An 18,608-nucleotide genomic window follows, 5' to 3' on the forward strand; every position below is an offset into this window, starting at 1 on the left:
AATAGCCGGGCAGATAGATATAGCTGAATATTCCGGAAGCATGGAAGTATTAAACATTAAATGGGCTTACGCCCACTGAACTATTTTAATCGCCATATAGAATCCCAACATCACAATTGCGGGCGACAGATACCAGGCTGTATTTGCCTTGATAAATACGCTGCGCAGGCTTTGGAAACAGATGGTAATCATCAGGAAGAAGGCATATACACTAAATATGGTTGACCAGCTGCCGCTGAAAAAGGAACTGAATCCACCTAGGTAATTATGTCCTGAAAAAAACAGCTGCAACAGGCAGATGACAATGAGCAAAACAATCAGTGGCAACGCACATAAGGCCCCGGTCAGGAGTTCATTCTGGAACTCCACTTGCTTATGGTGGATTTTTTTTATACACCAGGTCAGCAGTCCAATAAAGATCAATGCGATCATAACCGCGATCCCGATCTGTAAGAAGAACCTGAAGCCCAGAAATCTTCTGGCAGAGCCGACCAGCAAATAGGGTAGAAATGTGAATAAGATACCCGTCAGCAAAACAAGAACCGTGGTCTTTACCTGTGCATCCGGTTGTTTAAATTCCTGATTAAGTTCCAGCGGTTGAAAAAATACTTTTTTAATGAGCGGCCCGAAGCCTTCGGCAAGAAATTTTTTTGCAGCGTCCTTGGATTCCTGAAAATCCTTTAAGTGCTCTTTGTGCGCATTTGTTTCCATATTGCCAGGTTTTAGGTTAAAAAGATGGTGGAACAACATTCTGCCCTGTGAAATTAAAACAATTTTGAGGACTCTGACAAACAGGTTTCGCACAGGATGTGCATTACCTGGGTGCCAGACATCTGAATGAAATGAAAAGAGCATAAAAAAACTCCCCATCCGGTAAGGATGAGGAGCGTTGACATATGTGGAATTGTACTTAGCGCTCTGTATGTGTAGCAGGGATAACTTTTAGTGTTTCGGAGCCGGTTCCCGATGTACATACAGACTGATGTCTGATGCGTCGATCAGACGGAGCCCGTCTGCTATCAGGTTGGCGAGTTCGGGATCCTGTCCTGCCTTCTGCTCTAAATATCCTCTTATGGCCGATGCTTCATCTGAAAATACGCCATTATGGAGCATGAGCTCCAGGATTTCCATCGGTCCCAGCCAGTCTTCCGGGTGCTCAGTCTTGAGTTTTTCCCAGATAACTGGCAATAACCCTAAATCGCCTTTTTGTGTCCTTATTGACCGGATTTGACCATACAGCTTCTGTTTTTCAATGGTTTTGGCGTCGTAGGTAATCTTAGGCTCATCAGAAACAGGTGCGACATCCAGTGGATAATTCTTCTTATCTGCATGGCCGTTATATACAGAAATGATTTTCTCGCCGACTGCCATGTCGTAATTGCCCCATTCAGGTTTAAATAATACTTTACCCGTCGGGCGGTGCGTTACAGAACAGTCCGCAAAATGAATCAGCAGGTTTTTTCCCTCTCTTTTCGTAATACCCCTGACTTCACCACTTACCTCAACACCACTTTCAAAGAAAAGGCAGGCTTTATTGCCCTGAAAGATGCCCAGTTGACGCAACGCCGCCTCATCTGCGTCTTCCAGGGGCAGGTTTAAATTTTTGATCCTGCCTACGGGCGAACTAAAGCCGTCTGCATGGGTAACAGTCCCATGTCCTTCCAGTTCTTGATCTTTATAGGAAAGGGAGGTCGGACCAGCCAGGCGTATGAAAGCAGGCTGTGGGACAGGATTTTCTTTTTGCGGAATATCAGATGGCCAGGCTTCGGTGAAGATGCCACTGACTTGTAACCCGGAGCTATACACCGCAGTAGCGATATTCTTGCTTTCTATGGCTTTTATCAGACTGTCCAGGCCTCCCACCCTGAAGGCCATCGTATCTGCAAACGCCTCCAAAACATCGATTAAATTTTGAAAGGTAGGGGTCACAAATAGCTGTGGCTGCGCTTTGGTAATATCATATGCCTGGTCCGCAGCCGCTAATGTATACCATCTTTTTGTTACCTCCGGCTGCATACAACTCACGCTTTCGCCAATAGACGATAGTAATCCGGCCCCATAAATCTTTGGGTTTTCCAGCGTGCCTATAAGTCCATATTCTACAGACCACCAGTGTAGTCTGCTTAACATAGCCATTTCCGAAGGGTCGCCCAGGTTGTTGAAACAGTCGTCCAGGTGTTTTTCAGCTGCGGTTATTTTATCAGGAACCGTTCCGGGTATTTCCTTAAGAATAGATAAAGCGCGAATGGCATCGTACAGCTCATAATCCTTCGAAGAGAATAATGCTTTAGCGCCAATGGCTCCGAAATAGCTCAAATAGTTATTATAATCGGGATCCGCAATGATGGGGGCATGTCCTGCGGATTCATGGATAATATCGGGTGTAGGCGTGTATGCGATATGTTCCAGCTGCCGGATGTCCGCAGCGATGACCAAGACTTTATATTCCTGAAATTCCATAAAAATAGCAGGCGGAATAAATCCATCCACTGCAACGGCGCCCCAGCCAATTTCTGCGAGATTATCGTTCATTGTCTGCAGGTCCGGTATATGTTCAATGCTGAGTCCGGCTCTTTCCAGCCCCCTGATATAGGGATAATAAGCTACCGTTTTGAGATAGCTGTAGTTCTGGCGCATTACATAACGCCACACTGCGTGATCAATGGGCGTATACCTTTCATAATGCTGTGGCACAATATATTGCCTGAGATGCGGGGGCAAACCGGCCACCTGCGGATTATTAAAATCATAAAATGCCATACCGGTCCTCTTTACGGAAGGCAAGTTAGCAATTATTTTATAAACACGAACGTTTGTAAGCTAAAATATTCTTCAGAGAGTTTAATGGGGCCTGAACGGAAGTAAAGACAATGCTCATAGTAAGTCACCATTCAGATACGACTTAAAAATATAATCTGGATTTTCATAATACAGGCTGCTGTAGAAATCCTCAATTTTCCGGCAGCTGCATTTCTGCATATCCGCCATGATATACTTCCATATTTGTAAAGCCACCTGAATTTTACTGAACAGCAAATCGTCAGTCAGTTTTGTGACTGCATTGCGGTTGATTGCAGACATTTGCCCAGGCGCATAAAAACACCTAAGGCAGGAACCTGGTCCCTGCCTTTTGCAATAAACAATTATGAATTTTTAGCTTTTTAAAGCTTTGACAGCTTCTGTCAGCCTCGGTATTACCTCAAAGGCGTCACCCACAATGCCATAGTCAGCCGCCTTGAAGAAAGGCGCCTCGGGGTCTTTATTGACGACAACGATTGTCTTACTTCTGTTAACACCGCCCAGGTGTTGTATGGCACCTGAAATACCGATAGCGATATATAGATTAGGTGCGATCTGGATACCAGTCTGGCCAACGTGTTCATGATGCGGTCTCCAACCGTCATCAGCAACAGGCCGGCTACAGGCGATGGCACCATGCAATGCATGCGCCAGGTCAGTTACCAGGTGCCAGTTTTCAGGCCCTTTAAGGCCGCGGCCACCGCTCACGACGATTTCTGCCTCTGTCAACGGGACTTCTCCCTCTACTTTTTGTACGCCGGTAATGGTGACTTTGCTGGCTGCAGGGTGCAGATCCAGCGTAGTAATCGTTGCTGTACCTTCCGTCTTTTCTACAGGATAGCTGTTACCGGTCAGTGTAATCACCTTAACAGGCGTATTTATTTTTACATGGGCAAACGCCTTACCGGAGAAAACGACTTTTTTGACCGTAAATCCGTTTTCCAGTTCAGGAAGCGCAACTGCAAAGCTAACCAGCCCTGCTTTAAGGCGGACGGCAGTTCTGGGAGCTAACGCCACACCATTGGCATTTGCAGCGAAGATTAACACTTCTGCACCGCTCTGCGCGGCTGCACTGGCTATCACTTGTGAGAGAGCCTGTGAATCGGCTTTATCAAACGCTTCATCAGCTGCCTGATGAACGGTGCTGACACCATAGGCGCCAAGTGCCGAAAGATCCTCATTCACATGACCCAGAACCAGGCCTTCAGCTGTTGTATTTAATTTGTTTGCAAGTGCTGCACCATAGCTGATCGCTTCCAGCGCTGATTTCTTGATCTGACCGTCTGCATGGTCAATATATATTAAAACTGACATGGTTTTATTTTGTATTCGATATTCGTATTGATAAACTAATGTAGGAAGGAGCCCAATGAGCGTTAGATCACCTTTGCTTCTTCGTGAAGCAGACGTGCCAGTTCTGCTTCCTGTCCGGCTTCGATCATTTTTACACCTGTTTTAGCAGGCGGTAATTCAAAGCGGACGGTTTCAGTGCGTTGATCTACCTGTACAGGTTCAACGACTTTAATGGTTTTGGAGCGGGCGGCAATCACATTGCGGATGCCAGCCATACGCTGCTTGGCCATACCTTTCGCGCAACTGATCAGTACCGGGAAGCTGACTTCTTCGGTTTGCTCACCACCTTCTATTTCTTTCACGACAACGGCTTTGTCTCCCTCAACGGTTAATTTGGTCGCTACCGGTATACAGGGGATCTCAAGTAATTCTGCCAGCATACCCGGGACGGCGCCATCATTAAAGTCAATGGTTTCCTTACCGGTTAATATCAGGTCATAACCGCCATCCTTAGCTACAGCCGCCAATTGGCTGGCTACGCTAAAGCTGTCAGTAGGCTTACAGTTCACACGAATGGCCTCATCGCCACCCAGCGCCAGCGCCTTGCGCAAAATAACATCAGCTCCGCTTTCATCCACACTCACCAAGTGTATTACTGTATCTGGAGCCGCTTCTTTTAATTCTATTGCACGTACCAATGCATACCACTCGTCGTATGGATTGACAATCCACTGAACACCGTCCTCGTTAAAGGCGGTGTTGTTATCTTTAAAGGTTATTTTGGCGGTTGTATCGGGTGCTTTGCTTACCGCAACTAAAATTTTCATGTAGAGATAAAACTATTTATTATAAAAAATGTTAAAATGATGGTCTCAAATATAGTACAAAACTCCAATTTAGGCTTACGAATTCCGTAAATATTCAGGGGAGAAGGCCTAATTTTGTTCCATGAACAGAATGGAACAATTGCGGAAGCTTCTGGAAGAGAGCCCCAAAGACAGTTTTTTGAGGCATGCGCTGGCGCTTGAGCTCCAGAAAACAGGGGAGGACTACGCGGCCATTCAGCAGTTAGAATCTCTTCTGTCAGACGATCCCGGCTATATCGGTTCCTACTACCAATTAGGCAAACTTCTGGAAAAGACAGGAAATGAGAACATGGCCATCCGTTGGTATGAGCAGGGTATGGAATATGCCAAGAATGCCGGAGAAAAAAGAGCTTACAATGAACTGCGGTCTGCCTTGGAAGAGCTGACTTTCTAGTCATGGCTTTTATGGATTCCCCTTCGCTTCTCCATCATTTTTTTGAAGGTTTTTACACAGGTATTTCGCAGTTGAATAGAAAATGTTGTAAATTGAGCATACATTAAATTCAAATGCTATGATTAAAATTCAGGAACTTAAACAGGGTGATTTTGTAATAGCCGTATTTGAAGATGTGGAAAGAAGAGGGACTGTGGCTGAAGTAGCTGCCGATGATAAGATGGCACGCGTTATTACAGAAAACGGTAAACAGGACTTTTGGTATGACATGGATCATGTATTTCCGATTGCCTTATCTGACGCTGAAATGGGGCGTTTCGGATTTGACAGGGAGATTCTGCCGGACGGTGCCATCAAGTACAAAAAGAATGCGTTCAGACTGGTTATTCCCAGAGAAAACGATTTTTCGGAAGTAGAGATCTGGTACCGGGAAGATATCCGTAAGAATCCCAACGTACATGCGGTACATCAGCTGCAGAATCATTTTCATCAGATGACCAAGATCTACCTGGAAGAAGTCGCAAACACGACGATCATTTAGTCAGCGTGTAAGGAGCGTTTCCTCCTTTAAAAATTAAAAATAAGCTTGACTGCCCCATGGCAATTTTCGAAGGAAAATACAGACAGGGCAGTCTTTTTTTGCAATGAATTGTTTCAAATTATGTCAATGCCAAATAGCTGTAAATGAGTGTATCCCGCCATTTGACCGTCCATCATAAATAAATGCTATAATGCGGTATTTGTTGCATCTTTAGTATCAGAAAACTATATGCCCATGTCTGACAATGTATTATCGATTCAGTCTCTATCCAAAAGTTACGGCACGCTTCAGGCACTTGCTGCAGTCTCCTTTGATGTACCTAAAGGTAGTATCTATGGTATTTTGGGGCCTAATGGTAGCGGAAAGACGACACTGCTGGGGATCTTGACCGATGTACTCCGCCCTGATAACGGTCAGTTTACACTTTTGGAGGAGCCAGATCCGGTTTCAGCGCGCAAAAGAATCGGCACATTACTGGAAACGCCTAACTTTTATCCCTATCTGTCTGCCTATAAAAATCTGGAAATCAGCGCTGCAATAAAAGGCGTCAGCACGATGGAAATAGATCCCGTATTAGACAGAGTAGGGCTCCTGGCGCGTAAACATAGTAAGTTCAGTACTTTTTCACTGGGGATGAAACAGCGGCTTGCAATCGGTTCGGCCTTACTTGGCAACCCCGAGATGCTCATATTGGATGAGCCGACTAATGGCCTGGATCCTAACGGCATCGCAGAAATAAGAAACCTGATCAAGGGGCTGTCACAGGAAGGCAGAACGGTGCTTATGGCCAGTCATTTGCTGGATGAAGTAGAAAAGGTTTGCACGCATGTGGCCATTATTAAAAATGGGAAACTGCTGGCAAGCGGCAGTGTAGGCGAAGTCCTGGCAAGTGATGATGTGATTGCTTTGCGTGCTGCGGACCTGGAAAGGTTGGCAGAGATTCTCCCTGGTGTTAAAGGCTATGTTTCCCAGGACCGCCTGGAAAGCCGGATCCTGTTGCATGCCGATCTTGGCACCAGCAGCCTGGAGGAGATCAACCGTTATTGCTTTGAGCATGGCGTCGTCCTGGAGCATTTAGCCTTACAGCGTGCCTCCCTGGAAGCCAAGTTCCTGGAGATTACTCATTAGTTGCATGCATTTTCGGGAATGCATCAAACCTTGTTTAAAATATTTTATATGTTTAAGAATTTATCTATTGAATGGCTGAAATTAAAGAACTACCGGACTTTCTGGTGGCTCATGGGCTTGTTTGCCCTCTGTTTGATCGGTAGTAACTATATTACTTATCAGCTTAAGGTCGTTACTTCTGCCCAAAGCCATGGCGGGCTGGATCTGCTCATTGGTAATCCCTTTGGATTTCCTGATGTATGGCAGTCAGTTGCCTATGTCAGCAGTTACGTACTTTTTTTGCCCGGATTTTTAATGGTTATTCTTATTACCAATGAGTATAATTTTAAAACGCACCGGCAAAATATTATAGACGGTATGCGGCGATCTGAGTTTGCCTTGACTAAAATCCTGCTGGCAGTCTGCCTGAGTGTCTTGTCGACTATTCTTGTATTTATTATTGCATCTGTTACGGGACTTATCAGCGGAAGTAGTTTTAGCCTAACTGGCGCTGTTTATATCTTGTATTTCCTGCTGCAAGCGCTGACTTACACCCTTGGCGGCCTATTACTGGGCACGCTGTTGAAAAGATCCGGTCTTTCTATCGCTATTTATCTGATTTATATTGGGTTCATTAAAAACCTGATCGCTTTTCTGGCTGATCGTTATCTGGGAGGTATTGGTAGCTATACACCTGTAAAGAGCGCTGATAACCTGATTCCCCTGCCGTTTTTCAAGCAGGTCACCAAACAATTGATGACACCTCCGGATCTGACCTGGCTTTTGATTATGACCGTGCTATATCTGACGGCCTTTTATTGGCTTACGCTTCAAAAATATAAGATGCAGGATCTATAGCGGGATTTGATTTTGAAGCGTCTGTGGACAGGATCTAGTCTGTTTCACAGCCAAAATACGCATAATTTCTGCTAACTTTTGTGCAACAGTTCCAAAGTAAGTGGTGTAATTTCATGGTTTGATATCAACCGCGAGATACGAGCGGATCTTACTGCTCAACGTATTGTCTGTGGTAAGAATATCCATCCACCAAATTCAAAGAATTGAACCATGCAAAAGAAAAGATCTTACGCGAATACGCGCTCAAAATTGTCTGCTCTTATACTGGGCATCGCTATGGCCGGTTCGGCTTGTACACAGAAAGCTCCGCCGCCACCTGCACCCTACGGCGCACTTCCCACGCAAAATCAGCTGGATTGGCAGGAAAATAATATCTATGCCTTTATTCATTTTGGGATCAATACTTTTACAGACAAGGAATGGGGATATGGAGATGAAGATCCTGCTTTGTTTAATCCCAAGGATTTTGATGCGGATCAGATCGTAAAGAGTATCGCACAAGGAGGTTTTAAAGGAATCGTCCTTACCTGTAAGCATCATGATGGATTCTGTCTGTGGCCAACGAAAACCACGACTCATAATATTACAAAGAGCCCTTTTAGGGATGGGAAAGGAGATTTGGTAAAAGAGATTGAGCAGGCTTGCCGTAAATACGGGCTGAAGTTTGGTGTTTACCTGTCTCCATGGGACAGAAACGCATCCAGCTATGGCAGTCAGGAATATGTCAAAATGTACCGGGCGCAGTTAACTGAGTTGTTAACCCAATATGGAGATATATTTGAGATATGGCATGATGGCGCTAATGGAGGAGACGGCTATTACGGAGGTGCCAGAGAACGGCGGAATATTGACCGTTCCACTTATTATAACTGGCCAAGTGTCTGGGCGCTTGAAAGAAAGCTGCAGCCAAAGGCATTGATCTTCGGAGATATAGGCGCTGATCTTCGTTGGGTAGGGAATGAAAGAGGCTATGCGGGTGACCCTTGCTGGCAAACATTTACCCCTGTTTCCAATGAACCCGGCAAGGCTCCGTCTAATGGAACGATTAAAAGTGAACTTTCTACTAATGGCACCAGAAACGGGAAGTTTTGGATGCCGGCTGAAGTAGACTTTTCTATTCGCCCCGGATGGTTCTGGCATGCCAGTCAAAATGATCAGGTACGCACCGCACTCAATCTCTGGGACCATTATTTTTTGTCTGCAGGCAGAGGGGCGTCCATGCTGTTGAATATTCCGCCCGATAAAAACGGCTTGGTGTATAAAACGGATTCTATCCAATTGAAGGTATTCGGCGACATTCTTAAAGAGACTTTTTCCAGAGATTTAGCAAAAGGCGCTACTGCCACAGCGTCGAATATACGTGGAGAGGACCAGAAAGACTATGGCACGCAACATCTGTTTGACGGCGATCAGTTCAGTTACTGGGCTACTGACGACGCCATTCACACGCCCGAAGTAACGATCCAGTTAAAAGGGGAACAGACGTTTGATATTATCCGTCTTAAGGAAAACACCAAGCTGGGGCAGAGAATTGATTCTCTTGAGGTCGACGGCTGGCTGGATGGCAGCTGGAAAAGGCTTGCCGGTGCCAATTCTATCGGTTCCAATAGACTGATACGTCTTCCTGCAAAGGTTACAACAGAGAAACTGCGAATCAGAATTATTGCAGCCCCGGTTTGTCCGGCATTGAGTGATGTCAGCTTATTTAGCCAGCCCCTCCTGGTGGCTCAGTTACAAAAAGAGACACAGCTGGCACAGAGCACCAAGAAAGCGGTCAATCAGAATTGGAAAGTAATCGAGCCAGGTGGAGCGAATACCGCTACTATCCTGGATGATCAACCGGCAACCGTTTGGCAGTCGACTGATGCAGGTAAGGAGAATAAAACATCTGTCGTTTTAGATGCGGGCAGTGGCAGGTCCGTATTGGGACTCAATTATCTGCCACCCGGCAATAGTCAGGGAGCCATTGATAAATACAATATTTACGTGAAGGGAAAAGGAGAGGATTGGCAAAAAGTCGCCGGAGGGGAGTTCTCTAATATTAAGGCAAATCCGGTTGTCCAGACCGTCCATTTTTCGACACCGGTGAATGCCAGGTATATTAAACTTGAAGCTTTACATACAGTGGACGGCAAGCCTGCGGCTATTGCCGACCTGAACATCCTTGAACAATAACGGTGCCTAGGGGAGGTTGTATGAGGTAGAAAATAAAAATACGCTATAACTACATAGCGTATTTTTATTTTTTAAGCTTCGCTATTGTCTCATGGGAAAAATAGGCTAGCTTGCTGCTTGGATGATGCTTATTCGGTTCATCTATGGTCTTTAGCTTTGTAGAAAAGCGATTGTGGTTTGATAAAGTAAACTTTCCTGTAATTTTGTTTTATGGAGATTACGCTTAAGAATATTATTCCTATTCCACTTAAGGAAAACCTCGGGAAACGTCCTTCTGAGGTCTGGCATAACGAAATTGGCTTTAAGCCGACGGACAGAGTGAAAATTAAAGCACCTAGCGGTACCGGTAAAACAACGCTGGTGCATTACCTGTACGGGCTCCGCTCAGATTATACCGGACAACTTAACTGGGACGGAAAACAGTTGAAGGAGCTGCATACAGATAAAGTGGCTGCCTACCGTCAAAAAGAGATAAGTGTGGTCTTTCAGGATCTCCGTCTTTTCCCCCATTTAACGGCCCGGGAGAATATTGAACTCAATCGCGTCCTTCAAGAGCCATATTATCCTGGTTCAGTTATAGAAGAAATGGCGACAGCATTACAGGTAGATCATATCCTGCACCAGGCGGCGGGCATCTGTAGTTATGGTGAGCAGCAGAGAATCGCTATTATCAGGGCCTTGGTACAGCCTTTCTCCCTGCTGATCATGGATGAGCCTTTCAGCCACCTGGATCAGAACAATACAAAAAAAGCTGCCGCATTGATTGATAGAGAATGCCAAAAAAGAAAAGCGGGCTTTGTATTGACTGATCTGGATGAAGATTCTTTTTTCAACTACAATACCTATCTTAATCTATAGGTTATAATAATATATATGCTGAACACATTATTAAAGAAGATTATTAAGACAGGAGCGGGCAGGTTTAGGTATCTGCTGGCCATGGTCGGATTGACCGTGGCCTTACTGTTGATTCTGGCTGCGATCCAGTTGCAATCCAATTACTGGCAATTACTGCATGGCAATAACGCACAGGATAGTATCGCTAATTTTCTTGTCATTAATAAGGTGGTCACCAACCAGAATGCCGGAAATACCAATCTGTCTGACGAGGATATTCAGAATCTGAAGCAACAACCTTTTATACAGGGAGTGGGCGTGGTAACACCCAGCCGTTTCAAAGTAGCTGCCAGCGGCGGTAGCGCTATGCCTTTCTATACGGATATGTTCTTTGAAAGTGTGCCGGACGCGTTCCTTGACATTACCGGAGAGAACTGGAAGTGGGACGACAAATCTCAGTATATTCCCATTGTGATCCCTAACCAGTTCCTGGATATGTATAATTTTGGGTTTGCTAAATCCCAGAATTTACCGCAACTGTCTCATGAACTTGTAAAAAGCATTCCGATCCGCATCGATATCCAGACGCCAACGGGACAAAGGTCTTTCTATGCAAAAGTGGCAGGATTTAGTGACCGCATCTCCTCCATTCTGGTGCCACAGGCCTTTATGGAATGGGCCAACAAAAATTTCGCGACTGAGCCGCCTAAAGGAGCTTCCCGGGTCATCATCAGAACAGACGATCCAAGCAATCCTCAGCTGATTGACTATCTGGAAAGCCATCATCTGACGACGGACATGGAAAAGACCCGGTTCAGCAAATACCGGCAGATTGTGGGCTTTGTGGTACAGGTTTCCGGATTTACCGGCCTGGCTATGTTCTTATTTGCGTTGTTAATTTTTAGTTTATTTATTGAGTTGACGATTGCCAGTTGCCGGGAAGAGATCCGGTTACTGGTTACGTTAGGTGCATCTCCCAGACAACTGCGCAAGTTTTTGATGAAAACTTTTTACCCGGCTAATATCATCATTGCTTTGGTCGTACTGGCAATACTATCGGCTTTGCAGTGGTTATTGTCAGGGTTGTTGGCACGCGAGTCTATGGTGATTAGCCCTATCCTCTCTTTGTATACGATTGCAGGTGCGGTTATTGTACTCGCGATACTGTGGTGGGTACATGTCAGAACTATAAAAAAGCAGATTGCCGGGACCTGACCAACCTGATCGCCTGCTTGAATCGGGTCATTATGAATGTTTTTTACTCGTTGAGGACAGGAACTCAGCTCCCTTATTCAATAGAATATCCCCAAATTATCCCCGCTTAAGGAAGTGGAAACCCCCGTTTTGGAAAATTTAATATTATATTTGACGGGTTGTTTTATGAACGACTGTTCGTAACAAGGCTTATTTAAGCTCCGGCATCGAGAGAAAACAACCTAAAATCTATAAAATTAACAATGGCAGGACAAGGACAACTAACGTTAGAACAAATTCAGGATTTTAAAGGAAAATACCCAAAACAGATCTGGTATATGTTTTTGGTGGAGATGTGGGAGCGTTTTTGCTTTTATGGCATGCGCGGGGTATTGACGATATTTATGGTCGACCAGGTGACAGGCGGATTGGGACTTTCTGAACGCAGCGCTAATTTACAGTATGGTACCATTCAGGCTTTTGTATATGCTTTTACATTCGTGGGGGGACTTTTTGCAGACAAGATACTTGGATTCAAAAGGTCCCTTGTCTTTGGTGCACTGGTCATGATTGCCGGTAATTTTATTATTGCTGTTAATCCGCATACCTTCTTTTATATAGGGATTACTTTCAGTGTGATCGGTACCGGTTTTTTCAAGCCGAATATCACTTCCATGGTCGGATATCTTTATAAAGACGGCGACCACCGGCGGGACGCCGGTTTTAGCCTCTTTTATTCCGGTATCAATCTGGGTGCGCTACTGGGAGGAGCCGTCTGTGTGTATTTAGGAAAGTCGCCGGATTACGGATGGGCTTACGCCTTTATAGCCGCCGGTACAGTGATGATCATTGGCCTTTTGACGTTCCTGTTGACCAAGAAATATATTCAGCCTATCGGCAATAAACCGGGTGAAGATGAATCATTGCATGTCGTTGAGATGGATCAGACGCAGCAGATTGTCGAAGCCGATATTAAACCTGTAAAACAAAAAGGCTGGTGGAAAGAATATCTGGTTTACCTGGGTGCGCTAGCCAGTATCCCGCTGATCTTGATCCTGATTAAAAACGAGAATTTTACAACGGTATTTATGTATTCGCTGGCGGCTGTGGCAGTTCTGTATTTTCTCTTTGAACTGTTCCGGCAAAAAGAAGTCGGTGCCAAATCTAAACTGATCGCCGCCTTCATCTTTATCTTTTTCTATTTTGTTTTTGAAACTTTTTTTGAACAGGCAGGCGGTTCTCTGGCAATTTTTGCCGATAAGAACCTGCACCATACCATGCTGGGCTTTTTCACGATTGATCCGAATATCGTTAATAATTCTGCCAATTCCTTTTTTGTCTGCATTTTCGGCGCGCTCATGGGCCTTTTCTGGTTATGGCTGGCTAAACGTAAAAGAGAGCCCAATACGATCAATAAATTTGGTATCAGCTTCCTTTTAATGGCGCTGTCTTATTATTTATTTTATTACCTGCGTTTTACGGCCGATGAACAGGGATTGACTTCTTTGGGAATTTTTACCCTGGCTTATTTTGTGATATCACTGTCAGAACTTTGTCTGTCGCCAATTGGCATGTCAATTGTAACGAAGTTATCGCCAAAAAGATTACAAGGCGTCATGATCGGGATGTGGTTTTTAGCCAGTGCCTACGGGCAATATGGAGCAGGGTTATTGGGCGCCAGCATGTCTGCGGCAGAACCGGTCAAGCCGGCCCATATGGCTACTGCCGGTGAAATTATCCAGCAGAATTTTGAGCGCCTGAACAGTTATACCGAAGGGTATAAACAAATGGCGATTTACTGTTTGGCTGCAGGTGTAATACTGATTTTATGTGCCTCCTTCATCAAGAAATTAATGCGTGGCGTGCGCTAAATAAAGATTTGAATGTTATCTAAACGGAGCTGGGTCTATATAGGTTTAGTCATTTTTATGGGGTTTTTTCAGGCCGCACCTGCTTTGGGGCAGAAAAAGCTGATGGATAAGTTGATTCATAAATTTCTGTCCAACGAAAAGGACACGGTCAAGAAGAACACCTTTTTTCCTTTCCCTGTTGCCTCCTTATCGCCGGAAACGGGGCTGGAGTATGGTGTAGCCGCCCTCTATTCCTTTTATCTGGATCGCCTGGATACCATTACCAGGGTGTCTACCGTGAATATTATGCTCACCCACACCACCCACAACCAGTCTAAAGCCAAGATCGTCTCTGATATCTGGAGCAAAGAGAACAAATATCACTATAGCTCGGAATTAAGATATTGGGATTTTCCCTATGGTTTTTATGGCATCGGGGCCAATACGCATAAAGTCGACAAGGAGTATATCAATGAGAAAAAAATACGCCTCACATTTGCTGCAGATAAGTTGATAGCCGCTAATTATTATGTTGGCCTGCAAACGGGTTTTGAGTATTTTAAAAATGAAGGCACTGATCCGGACGGCATTTATTCTTCCCGGTCTTATTATGGTAAAGGAGGGGGAAAGCGAATCTATCTGGGACTACGTCAAACGTATGATACCCGAGATAAGGTCACCTATACAGGCAATGGATTGTATGGGAGCTTACAAGCCAACTATACCCCCGATTTTTTTAAGGGCGAACAATACAAAGGCTGGAATCTTGCATTCGATGGCCGGTATTTCAGGTCACTAAATGATCAGGTTATATTGGCCTTTAATGGAGTATACCAGGGAATCTATGGAAGCAATGTTCCGTTTTATCTGCTGTCCCAGCTTGGTGGAGAGAATTCGATGCGGGGATATTATCAGGGGCGTTTCAGAGATAACAACATGGCAGCCTTACAGGCAGAGATCAAATACCGTTTTATACCCCGCTTTGCCATCGTGGGGTTTGGAGGTGCCGGAGCCGTGTTTGGAGAGGATCCGCTTAACAGGTCTAATATTAAACCCAATTATGGTGCGGGTATCCGCTATTTCTTTGACCTGAACAAAGACCTGACACTTAGAATAGATTATGGCTTTGGAGAGAAACGTCCCGGTGAAAAGAGAATGTCGGGGTTCTATTTCTCAATGAATGAAGCCTTTTAAGCTGTCTGTTATTATTATTTTCCGGACTTGGTATCCATAAACCACGGCGCTTGCATTCGATGAATTGCCGGCGTTAGAAAGATGCCCCGCTTTTGTGAAGCAATTTTCAATACACGATAAGGAGCAGATGGTAGCCAGCTATCATGTTATTGATTGAACGACCATAGATTGAAAAGCTTTCCGTTATAAGTTCTGAGTGTTATCAATAACTCCGTCGTATGATCGAAAGAATATTTTTTAACCAGCGCTTTTAGTTTTTGCTCGTCGCCTGAATATTGGTATATGAATTTCTTTGTATATAAATAGCCGCTGTCATTTTTTTGTTCTATTTGCCCGTTGCCTGCTACTGTAAACAGGCCGTAGTTGCCTGGAAAATATGGCTGCCTCCTGGCGCCTGATTCCTGTAGTGCATCTAGAAAGCCATTAATGATGCCCACAGTGGCCGGAGAATAATAATGAACACTGCCGAAAATGCTATTCAGCGGGATCTTGTTTAACTTGTTGGCCTTTACTGTTACCAGGTCATTTTTTTCCAAATTCAGTTCATAGGTATTATTATCAACGATCAGTTTGCCCGGAATCTGGGTTTCTTTCAATCTTAGCGTTATATTATAGGTGCCATTTTCCAGGCTATCAATATTTGCGACCGTTTCAAGCGGCGCATTGGAAGGTGGGGTGTTGGCTGCAGTATATAAATTTACTTTTATTTTATTTTGGTGCTTAAGTACCTTGTTTTGTAATCTGAAACCTGCTTTTTCCTTAAGGCTATTGGACCAAAAATTGAAGGACAGTGTTCTTTTGTTATCTGAAATGGTCTCAGACATTTCCATCGTCAAATGATAACTCAGGTTATGCGCTTTTTTCTCCCGGCATCCGCTTACCATTATCAATAAACTTGATAGGAACAGGAAAATGTATGCTGACCCTCTATTTGACACAGTTTGCATAATGTCCCGTTTAACGTTTCATGTAAATTAGTGATTTTTTCGTTGAAACGGCAAGCTTGAGCTATTATTTTGCAGTAAGTGTTGTTTCGAACAAGGCCGGGGTAGCTCATGATCTTGAGGCAAGCGTGCGTTCAGACGCTCATTGCCGGGTTTTCCGGTTAATTGATTTTCCGGGTTATGGGATTATTGTGATACTCGGGTTGAGGAGAAAAGGCAGCTACTTCCAAGTAGCTGCCAGGGTGTGTATTTTAGTGAAATGCAATTTTAACCGAACCGCCGCTCGTGCTGGCATCCAATATTGAGCCGCCCCCATTCAAATGACCGGTCGCATGATCTTTCTGCTTATTGATCTCTACTTCTATCTGATTCGCCGCACCTACATGGACCGAAGAACCTCTAAGGTCAAAATCCATTTTAGCAGCGTTAGGCACGTCCAGCCGGATACTGCCGCCGCTGGTTGACAGACTCGCGGCTTTAGAAAATTTGATGAAACTGGCCTCTATACTGCCGCCACTGGTACTGGCTTTTAAAGTGGCATCAATATTTATGAGATCGATATTGCCTCCACTGGTAGAAGACGAGAGCTCTCCGGTAACATTTTCTCCTTTTATATTACCCCCACTGGTGCGCATCTCAATTGTGCCTTCCAGATTCTGCATCTTGATGTTACCGCCCGATGTATGTGCCTGGATATCACCATGGCTGTCACTGGCCACAATATTACCCCCGCTGGTGCGCCCCATCACCTCACCGGATAGCTCACTGAATTTAATATTGCCACCGCTGGTCGCGAAGTTTTGAGACCCTTTTAATCCGGACAGCTGAATATTACCCCCGCTGGTTTTTAACGCAGAAGAAACATCCTTACTGACATGAATAACATAGGAGATATTCACCCCATTTTTCCAATTAATGGAGTTTTTCCGTTTACAGATGGCTGAGATTTTATTGCCGTCTTTTCCGACTGAGAATTCATAGTCTCTCTGAAGAATATCCATAATTTCTTCTTTGGAATAGCTCTTGCCGTTATTGCCCTGTCCAAGCACCTCAATGGTTGCCTGACCGACAGCATCGCCGCTGACAGAAATGTTACCTCCGCTCGTGAGCGCCTCAATGCCCTTAATGGAGGCAGCATCAAAGCTTTTGGTCATCAACGTAACAGGATTGCCTTGCCCGCCAAAGTTTACACCATTAGATTCTACACTGATGCATGAAAGTGCTATCGCAATAAGTGCGGCACCAAGAATAGCAAATTGTAGTTTTTTCATGATTATGTTTTGTATGTTTCGTTTTGATTTTAGACCCATCTTTTTACGCTTACGCAAGATGCCAAACCGAGGCCAAAAAATTAATTGGCTGATTATCAGTATTATTTTAAAATCGTCGATTTTCCAGCTGTCCGTTTTTGATACAGACCCTGTCCGCTTATAAAACAAACTGTTTCGTCCTGTACTGGCTGCATCAAAATCAATCATGGATCCGCTTACCAAAATTACCGTTTTTGACAGCCACCGGGGACAATATCAAAAAATACAATCAGTATTGATCTATTGATAGACGGATGGAAGTTATGCTATAATAGAATCTTTCTGCCCCGTTTTGGAAAGACTAAACGAACGCCTAATTCATTTTGTTCGCGCAGGGCTTTATGGATCATTTGTTCGTTGCTGCCCAGAGGTTTAATGTGGGCAATAATTACAGGAAGGTCTTTTATAACCGGTTTGCCTGGTGTACCTCCTGCCAGACTATCTAATATGGATAAATTATGCATTAAAAGTGTCGGCTTTAAATGGCCAAACAAGTGGTTATCGGGTTGCTCATCAGGAAAGGAACATTCAATGGAGATTCCTTTTAACTGCCCTGCCTTAAGGAGTGGTGCGACGGCTGTCCACAAATCAAATAATTTATGGCTCTGTTCGTTTGTATCATCGCCTGTATCTCCTAAATACAAAAAGTAGTTCTGACCGCTTCGTATCAGATAGGCGGTACTCTTTCCGGGAACGGCATGGCTGAGCTGATAGGCTTTAACCTGCATATGTGTACCTTTAATCGCGGTGGCCTGAGCTTCTTTCAGCCTTACATAATGATATTTATTCAGGGCAGGCTGTTCGCCTTCATTGGCAAAATTGGCCCAGCTGGACCAGGTAAAATATTTGGTTTTTAGCGTTTTAATAGTGAAAGGTAAACCATAGATATTTTTACGGCTGTCATCAGGAGCGTTGATGATAAGCCCTGAAACGTGATCCAGATGAGGATGCGTAATTAAATAGCCTTTGATCCTTCGCCTTTGAAAATCTGCCGGATCCATCTTAAAAAAATGATGCCTCCGGGCTGCACGCAGGCCGTCATGAATCGTTCCCGCGTCAAGGGCGACGAAGGCTGTATCACCTATTGGAGAGATGAGGTAGGCCGAGAGATTGCCCTCGTCGCTGCCTCCATACACACCCAATGGCAGTATGGCAAAACTGTGTTGTGCCTTCAACGTAGTGGTCCCGGTAAGGCAAACACAACAAAGTAATATAATGGTGAAAGCACTTTTCATACAAAAGATTT

General features: G+C 44.6%; 16 protein-coding genes. 9 read left to right on the plus strand and 7 right to left on the minus strand.

Annotated features, from left to right (window positions below):
• Positions 1 to 66: 66 nt before the first annotated feature.
• From K9M52_RS11515 to K9M52_RS11530, 4 genes are all read right to left on the minus strand, one after another.
• Positions 67 to 711: a hypothetical protein gene (locus K9M52_RS11515; protein ID WP_224068579.1), complete on the minus strand. Its 645-nt coding sequence runs from the start codon at positions 709 to 711 to the stop codon at positions 67 to 69.
• 231 nt (positions 712 to 942) lie between these two features.
• On the minus strand, positions 943 to 2,760 hold the full coding sequence (locus tag K9M52_RS11520) for an aromatic amino acid hydroxylase (RefSeq protein ID WP_224068580.1): 1,818 nt from the start codon (positions 2,758 to 2,760) through the stop codon (positions 943 to 945).
• A 393-nt stretch (positions 2,761 to 3,153) separates the two neighbouring features.
• Positions 3,154 to 4,113, minus strand: coding sequence for an electron transfer flavoprotein subunit alpha/FixB family protein (locus K9M52_RS11525; RefSeq protein WP_224068581.1), 960 nt, complete (start codon positions 4,111 to 4,113; stop codon positions 3,154 to 3,156).
• Between the two features lie 62 nt (positions 4,114 to 4,175).
• Entirely contained in the window at positions 4,176 to 4,919 is a 744-nt protein-coding gene (locus K9M52_RS11530) for an electron transfer flavoprotein subunit beta/FixA family protein (protein ID WP_224068582.1), read from the minus strand.
• 121 nt (positions 4,920 to 5,040) lie between these two features.
• Between K9M52_RS11530 and K9M52_RS11535 the strand changes: the two genes are divergently transcribed.
• The 9 genes from K9M52_RS11535 to K9M52_RS11575 all read left to right on the plus strand — a co-directional run bounded on the left by K9M52_RS11535 (position 5,041) and on the right by K9M52_RS11575 (position 15,108).
• The gene (locus K9M52_RS11535; RefSeq protein ID WP_224068583.1) at positions 5,041 to 5,352 is read left to right on the plus strand and encodes a hypothetical protein; all 312 of its coding nucleotides are present in this window, start codon (positions 5,041 to 5,043) and stop codon (positions 5,350 to 5,352) included.
• A gap of 118 nt (positions 5,353 to 5,470) precedes the next feature.
• Complete coding sequence (locus K9M52_RS11540) at positions 5,471 to 5,893, plus strand: hypothetical protein (RefSeq protein ID WP_224068584.1); 423 nt, start codon at positions 5,471 to 5,473, stop codon at positions 5,891 to 5,893.
• A gap of 234 nt (positions 5,894 to 6,127) precedes the next feature.
• Positions 6,128 to 7,021, plus strand: coding sequence for an ABC transporter ATP-binding protein (locus K9M52_RS11545; protein WP_224068585.1), 894 nt, complete (start codon positions 6,128 to 6,130; stop codon positions 7,019 to 7,021).
• Positions 7,022 to 7,069: 48 nt separating this feature from the next.
• Positions 7,070 to 7,858, plus strand: coding sequence for a hypothetical protein (locus K9M52_RS11550; protein ID WP_224068586.1), 789 nt, complete (start codon positions 7,070 to 7,072; stop codon positions 7,856 to 7,858).
• Positions 7,859 to 8,068: 210 nt separating this feature from the next.
• Complete coding sequence (locus tag K9M52_RS11555) at positions 8,069 to 10,033, plus strand: alpha-L-fucosidase (RefSeq protein WP_224068587.1); 1,965 nt, start codon at positions 8,069 to 8,071, stop codon at positions 10,031 to 10,033.
• Between the two features lie 210 nt (positions 10,034 to 10,243).
• Complete coding sequence (locus K9M52_RS11560) at positions 10,244 to 10,891, plus strand: ATP-binding cassette domain-containing protein (RefSeq protein ID WP_224068588.1); 648 nt, start codon at positions 10,244 to 10,246, stop codon at positions 10,889 to 10,891.
• Between the two features lie 15 nt (positions 10,892 to 10,906).
• The gene (locus tag K9M52_RS11565; RefSeq protein ID WP_224068589.1) at positions 10,907 to 12,085 is read left to right on the plus strand and encodes an ABC transporter permease family protein; all 1,179 of its coding nucleotides are present in this window, start codon (positions 10,907 to 10,909) and stop codon (positions 12,083 to 12,085) included.
• Between the two features lie 242 nt (positions 12,086 to 12,327).
• Positions 12,328 to 13,935 carry a peptide MFS transporter gene (locus K9M52_RS11570; RefSeq protein ID WP_224068590.1) on the plus strand — a complete coding sequence of 536 codons (1,608 nt, stop codon included), beginning with the start codon at positions 12,328 to 12,330 and terminating at the stop codon, positions 13,933 to 13,935.
• A 12-nt stretch (positions 13,936 to 13,947) separates the two neighbouring features.
• Positions 13,948 to 15,108 (plus strand): BamA/TamA family outer membrane protein, encoded by a 1,161-nt coding sequence (locus K9M52_RS11575; RefSeq protein ID WP_224068591.1) that lies wholly within the window; start codon positions 13,948 to 13,950, stop codon positions 15,106 to 15,108.
• Between the two features lie 146 nt (positions 15,109 to 15,254).
• Here the strand turns inward: K9M52_RS11575 and K9M52_RS11580 are convergent, their stop codons facing one another.
• The 3 genes from K9M52_RS11580 to K9M52_RS11590 form a co-directional block, all read right to left on the minus strand.
• Complete coding sequence (locus K9M52_RS11580; RefSeq protein ID WP_224068592.1) at positions 15,255 to 15,992, minus strand: hypothetical protein; 738 nt, start codon at positions 15,990 to 15,992, stop codon at positions 15,255 to 15,257.
• Positions 15,993 to 16,303: 311 nt separating this feature from the next.
• Positions 16,304 to 17,323, minus strand: a complete 1,020-nt coding sequence (locus K9M52_RS11585; protein WP_224068593.1) for a DUF4097 family beta strand repeat-containing protein — start codon at positions 17,321 to 17,323, stop codon at positions 16,304 to 16,306.
• Positions 17,324 to 17,628: 305 nt separating this feature from the next.
• On the minus strand, positions 17,629 to 18,597 hold the full coding sequence (locus K9M52_RS11590; protein WP_224068594.1) for an MBL fold metallo-hydrolase: 969 nt from the start codon (positions 18,595 to 18,597) through the stop codon (positions 17,629 to 17,631).
• Positions 18,598 to 18,608 lie beyond the last annotated feature (11 nt).

Origin of the sequence: Arachidicoccus terrestris, assembly GCF_020042345.1 — a bacterium.
Taxonomy (GTDB): Bacteria; Bacteroidota; Bacteroidia; order Chitinophagales; family Chitinophagaceae; genus Arachidicoccus; species Arachidicoccus terrestris.

Coding starts and splice junctions, on each gene's coding strand:
- K9M52_RS11515 (WP_224068579.1), bottom strand. CDS start 711: ATGGAAACAAATGCGCACAAAGAGCACTTAAAGGATTTTCAGGAATCC.
- K9M52_RS11520 (WP_224068580.1), bottom strand. CDS start 2,760: ATGGCATTTTATGATTTTAATAATCCGCAGGTGGCCGGTTTGCCCCCG.
- K9M52_RS11525 (WP_224068581.1), bottom strand. CDS start 4,113: ATGTCAGTTTTAATATATATTGACCATGCAGACGGTCAGATCAAGAAA.
- K9M52_RS11530 (WP_224068582.1), bottom strand. CDS start 4,919: ATGAAAATTTTAGTTGCGGTAAGCAAAGCACCCGATACAACCGCCAAA.
- K9M52_RS11535 (WP_224068583.1), top strand. CDS start 5,041: ATGAACAGAATGGAACAATTGCGGAAGCTTCTGGAAGAGAGCCCCAAA.
- K9M52_RS11540 (WP_224068584.1), top strand. CDS start 5,471: ATGATTAAAATTCAGGAACTTAAACAGGGTGATTTTGTAATAGCCGTA.
- K9M52_RS11545 (WP_224068585.1), top strand. CDS start 6,128: ATGTCTGACAATGTATTATCGATTCAGTCTCTATCCAAAAGTTACGGC.
- K9M52_RS11550 (WP_224068586.1), top strand. CDS start 7,070: ATGTTTAAGAATTTATCTATTGAATGGCTGAAATTAAAGAACTACCGG.
- K9M52_RS11555 (WP_224068587.1), top strand. CDS start 8,069: ATGCAAAAGAAAAGATCTTACGCGAATACGCGCTCAAAATTGTCTGCT.
- K9M52_RS11560 (WP_224068588.1), top strand. CDS start 10,244: ATGGAGATTACGCTTAAGAATATTATTCCTATTCCACTTAAGGAAAAC.
- K9M52_RS11565 (WP_224068589.1), top strand. CDS start 10,907: ATGCTGAACACATTATTAAAGAAGATTATTAAGACAGGAGCGGGCAGG.
- K9M52_RS11570 (WP_224068590.1), top strand. CDS start 12,328: ATGGCAGGACAAGGACAACTAACGTTAGAACAAATTCAGGATTTTAAA.
- K9M52_RS11575 (WP_224068591.1), top strand. CDS start 13,948: ATGTTATCTAAACGGAGCTGGGTCTATATAGGTTTAGTCATTTTTATG.
- K9M52_RS11580 (WP_224068592.1), bottom strand. CDS start 15,992: ATGGTAAGCGGATGCCGGGAGAAAAAAGCGCATAACCTGAGTTATCAT.
- K9M52_RS11585 (WP_224068593.1), bottom strand. CDS start 17,323: ATGAAAAAACTACAATTTGCTATTCTTGGTGCCGCACTTATTGCGATA.
- K9M52_RS11590 (WP_224068594.1), bottom strand. CDS start 18,597: ATGAAAAGTGCTTTCACCATTATATTACTTTGTTGTGTTTGCCTTACC.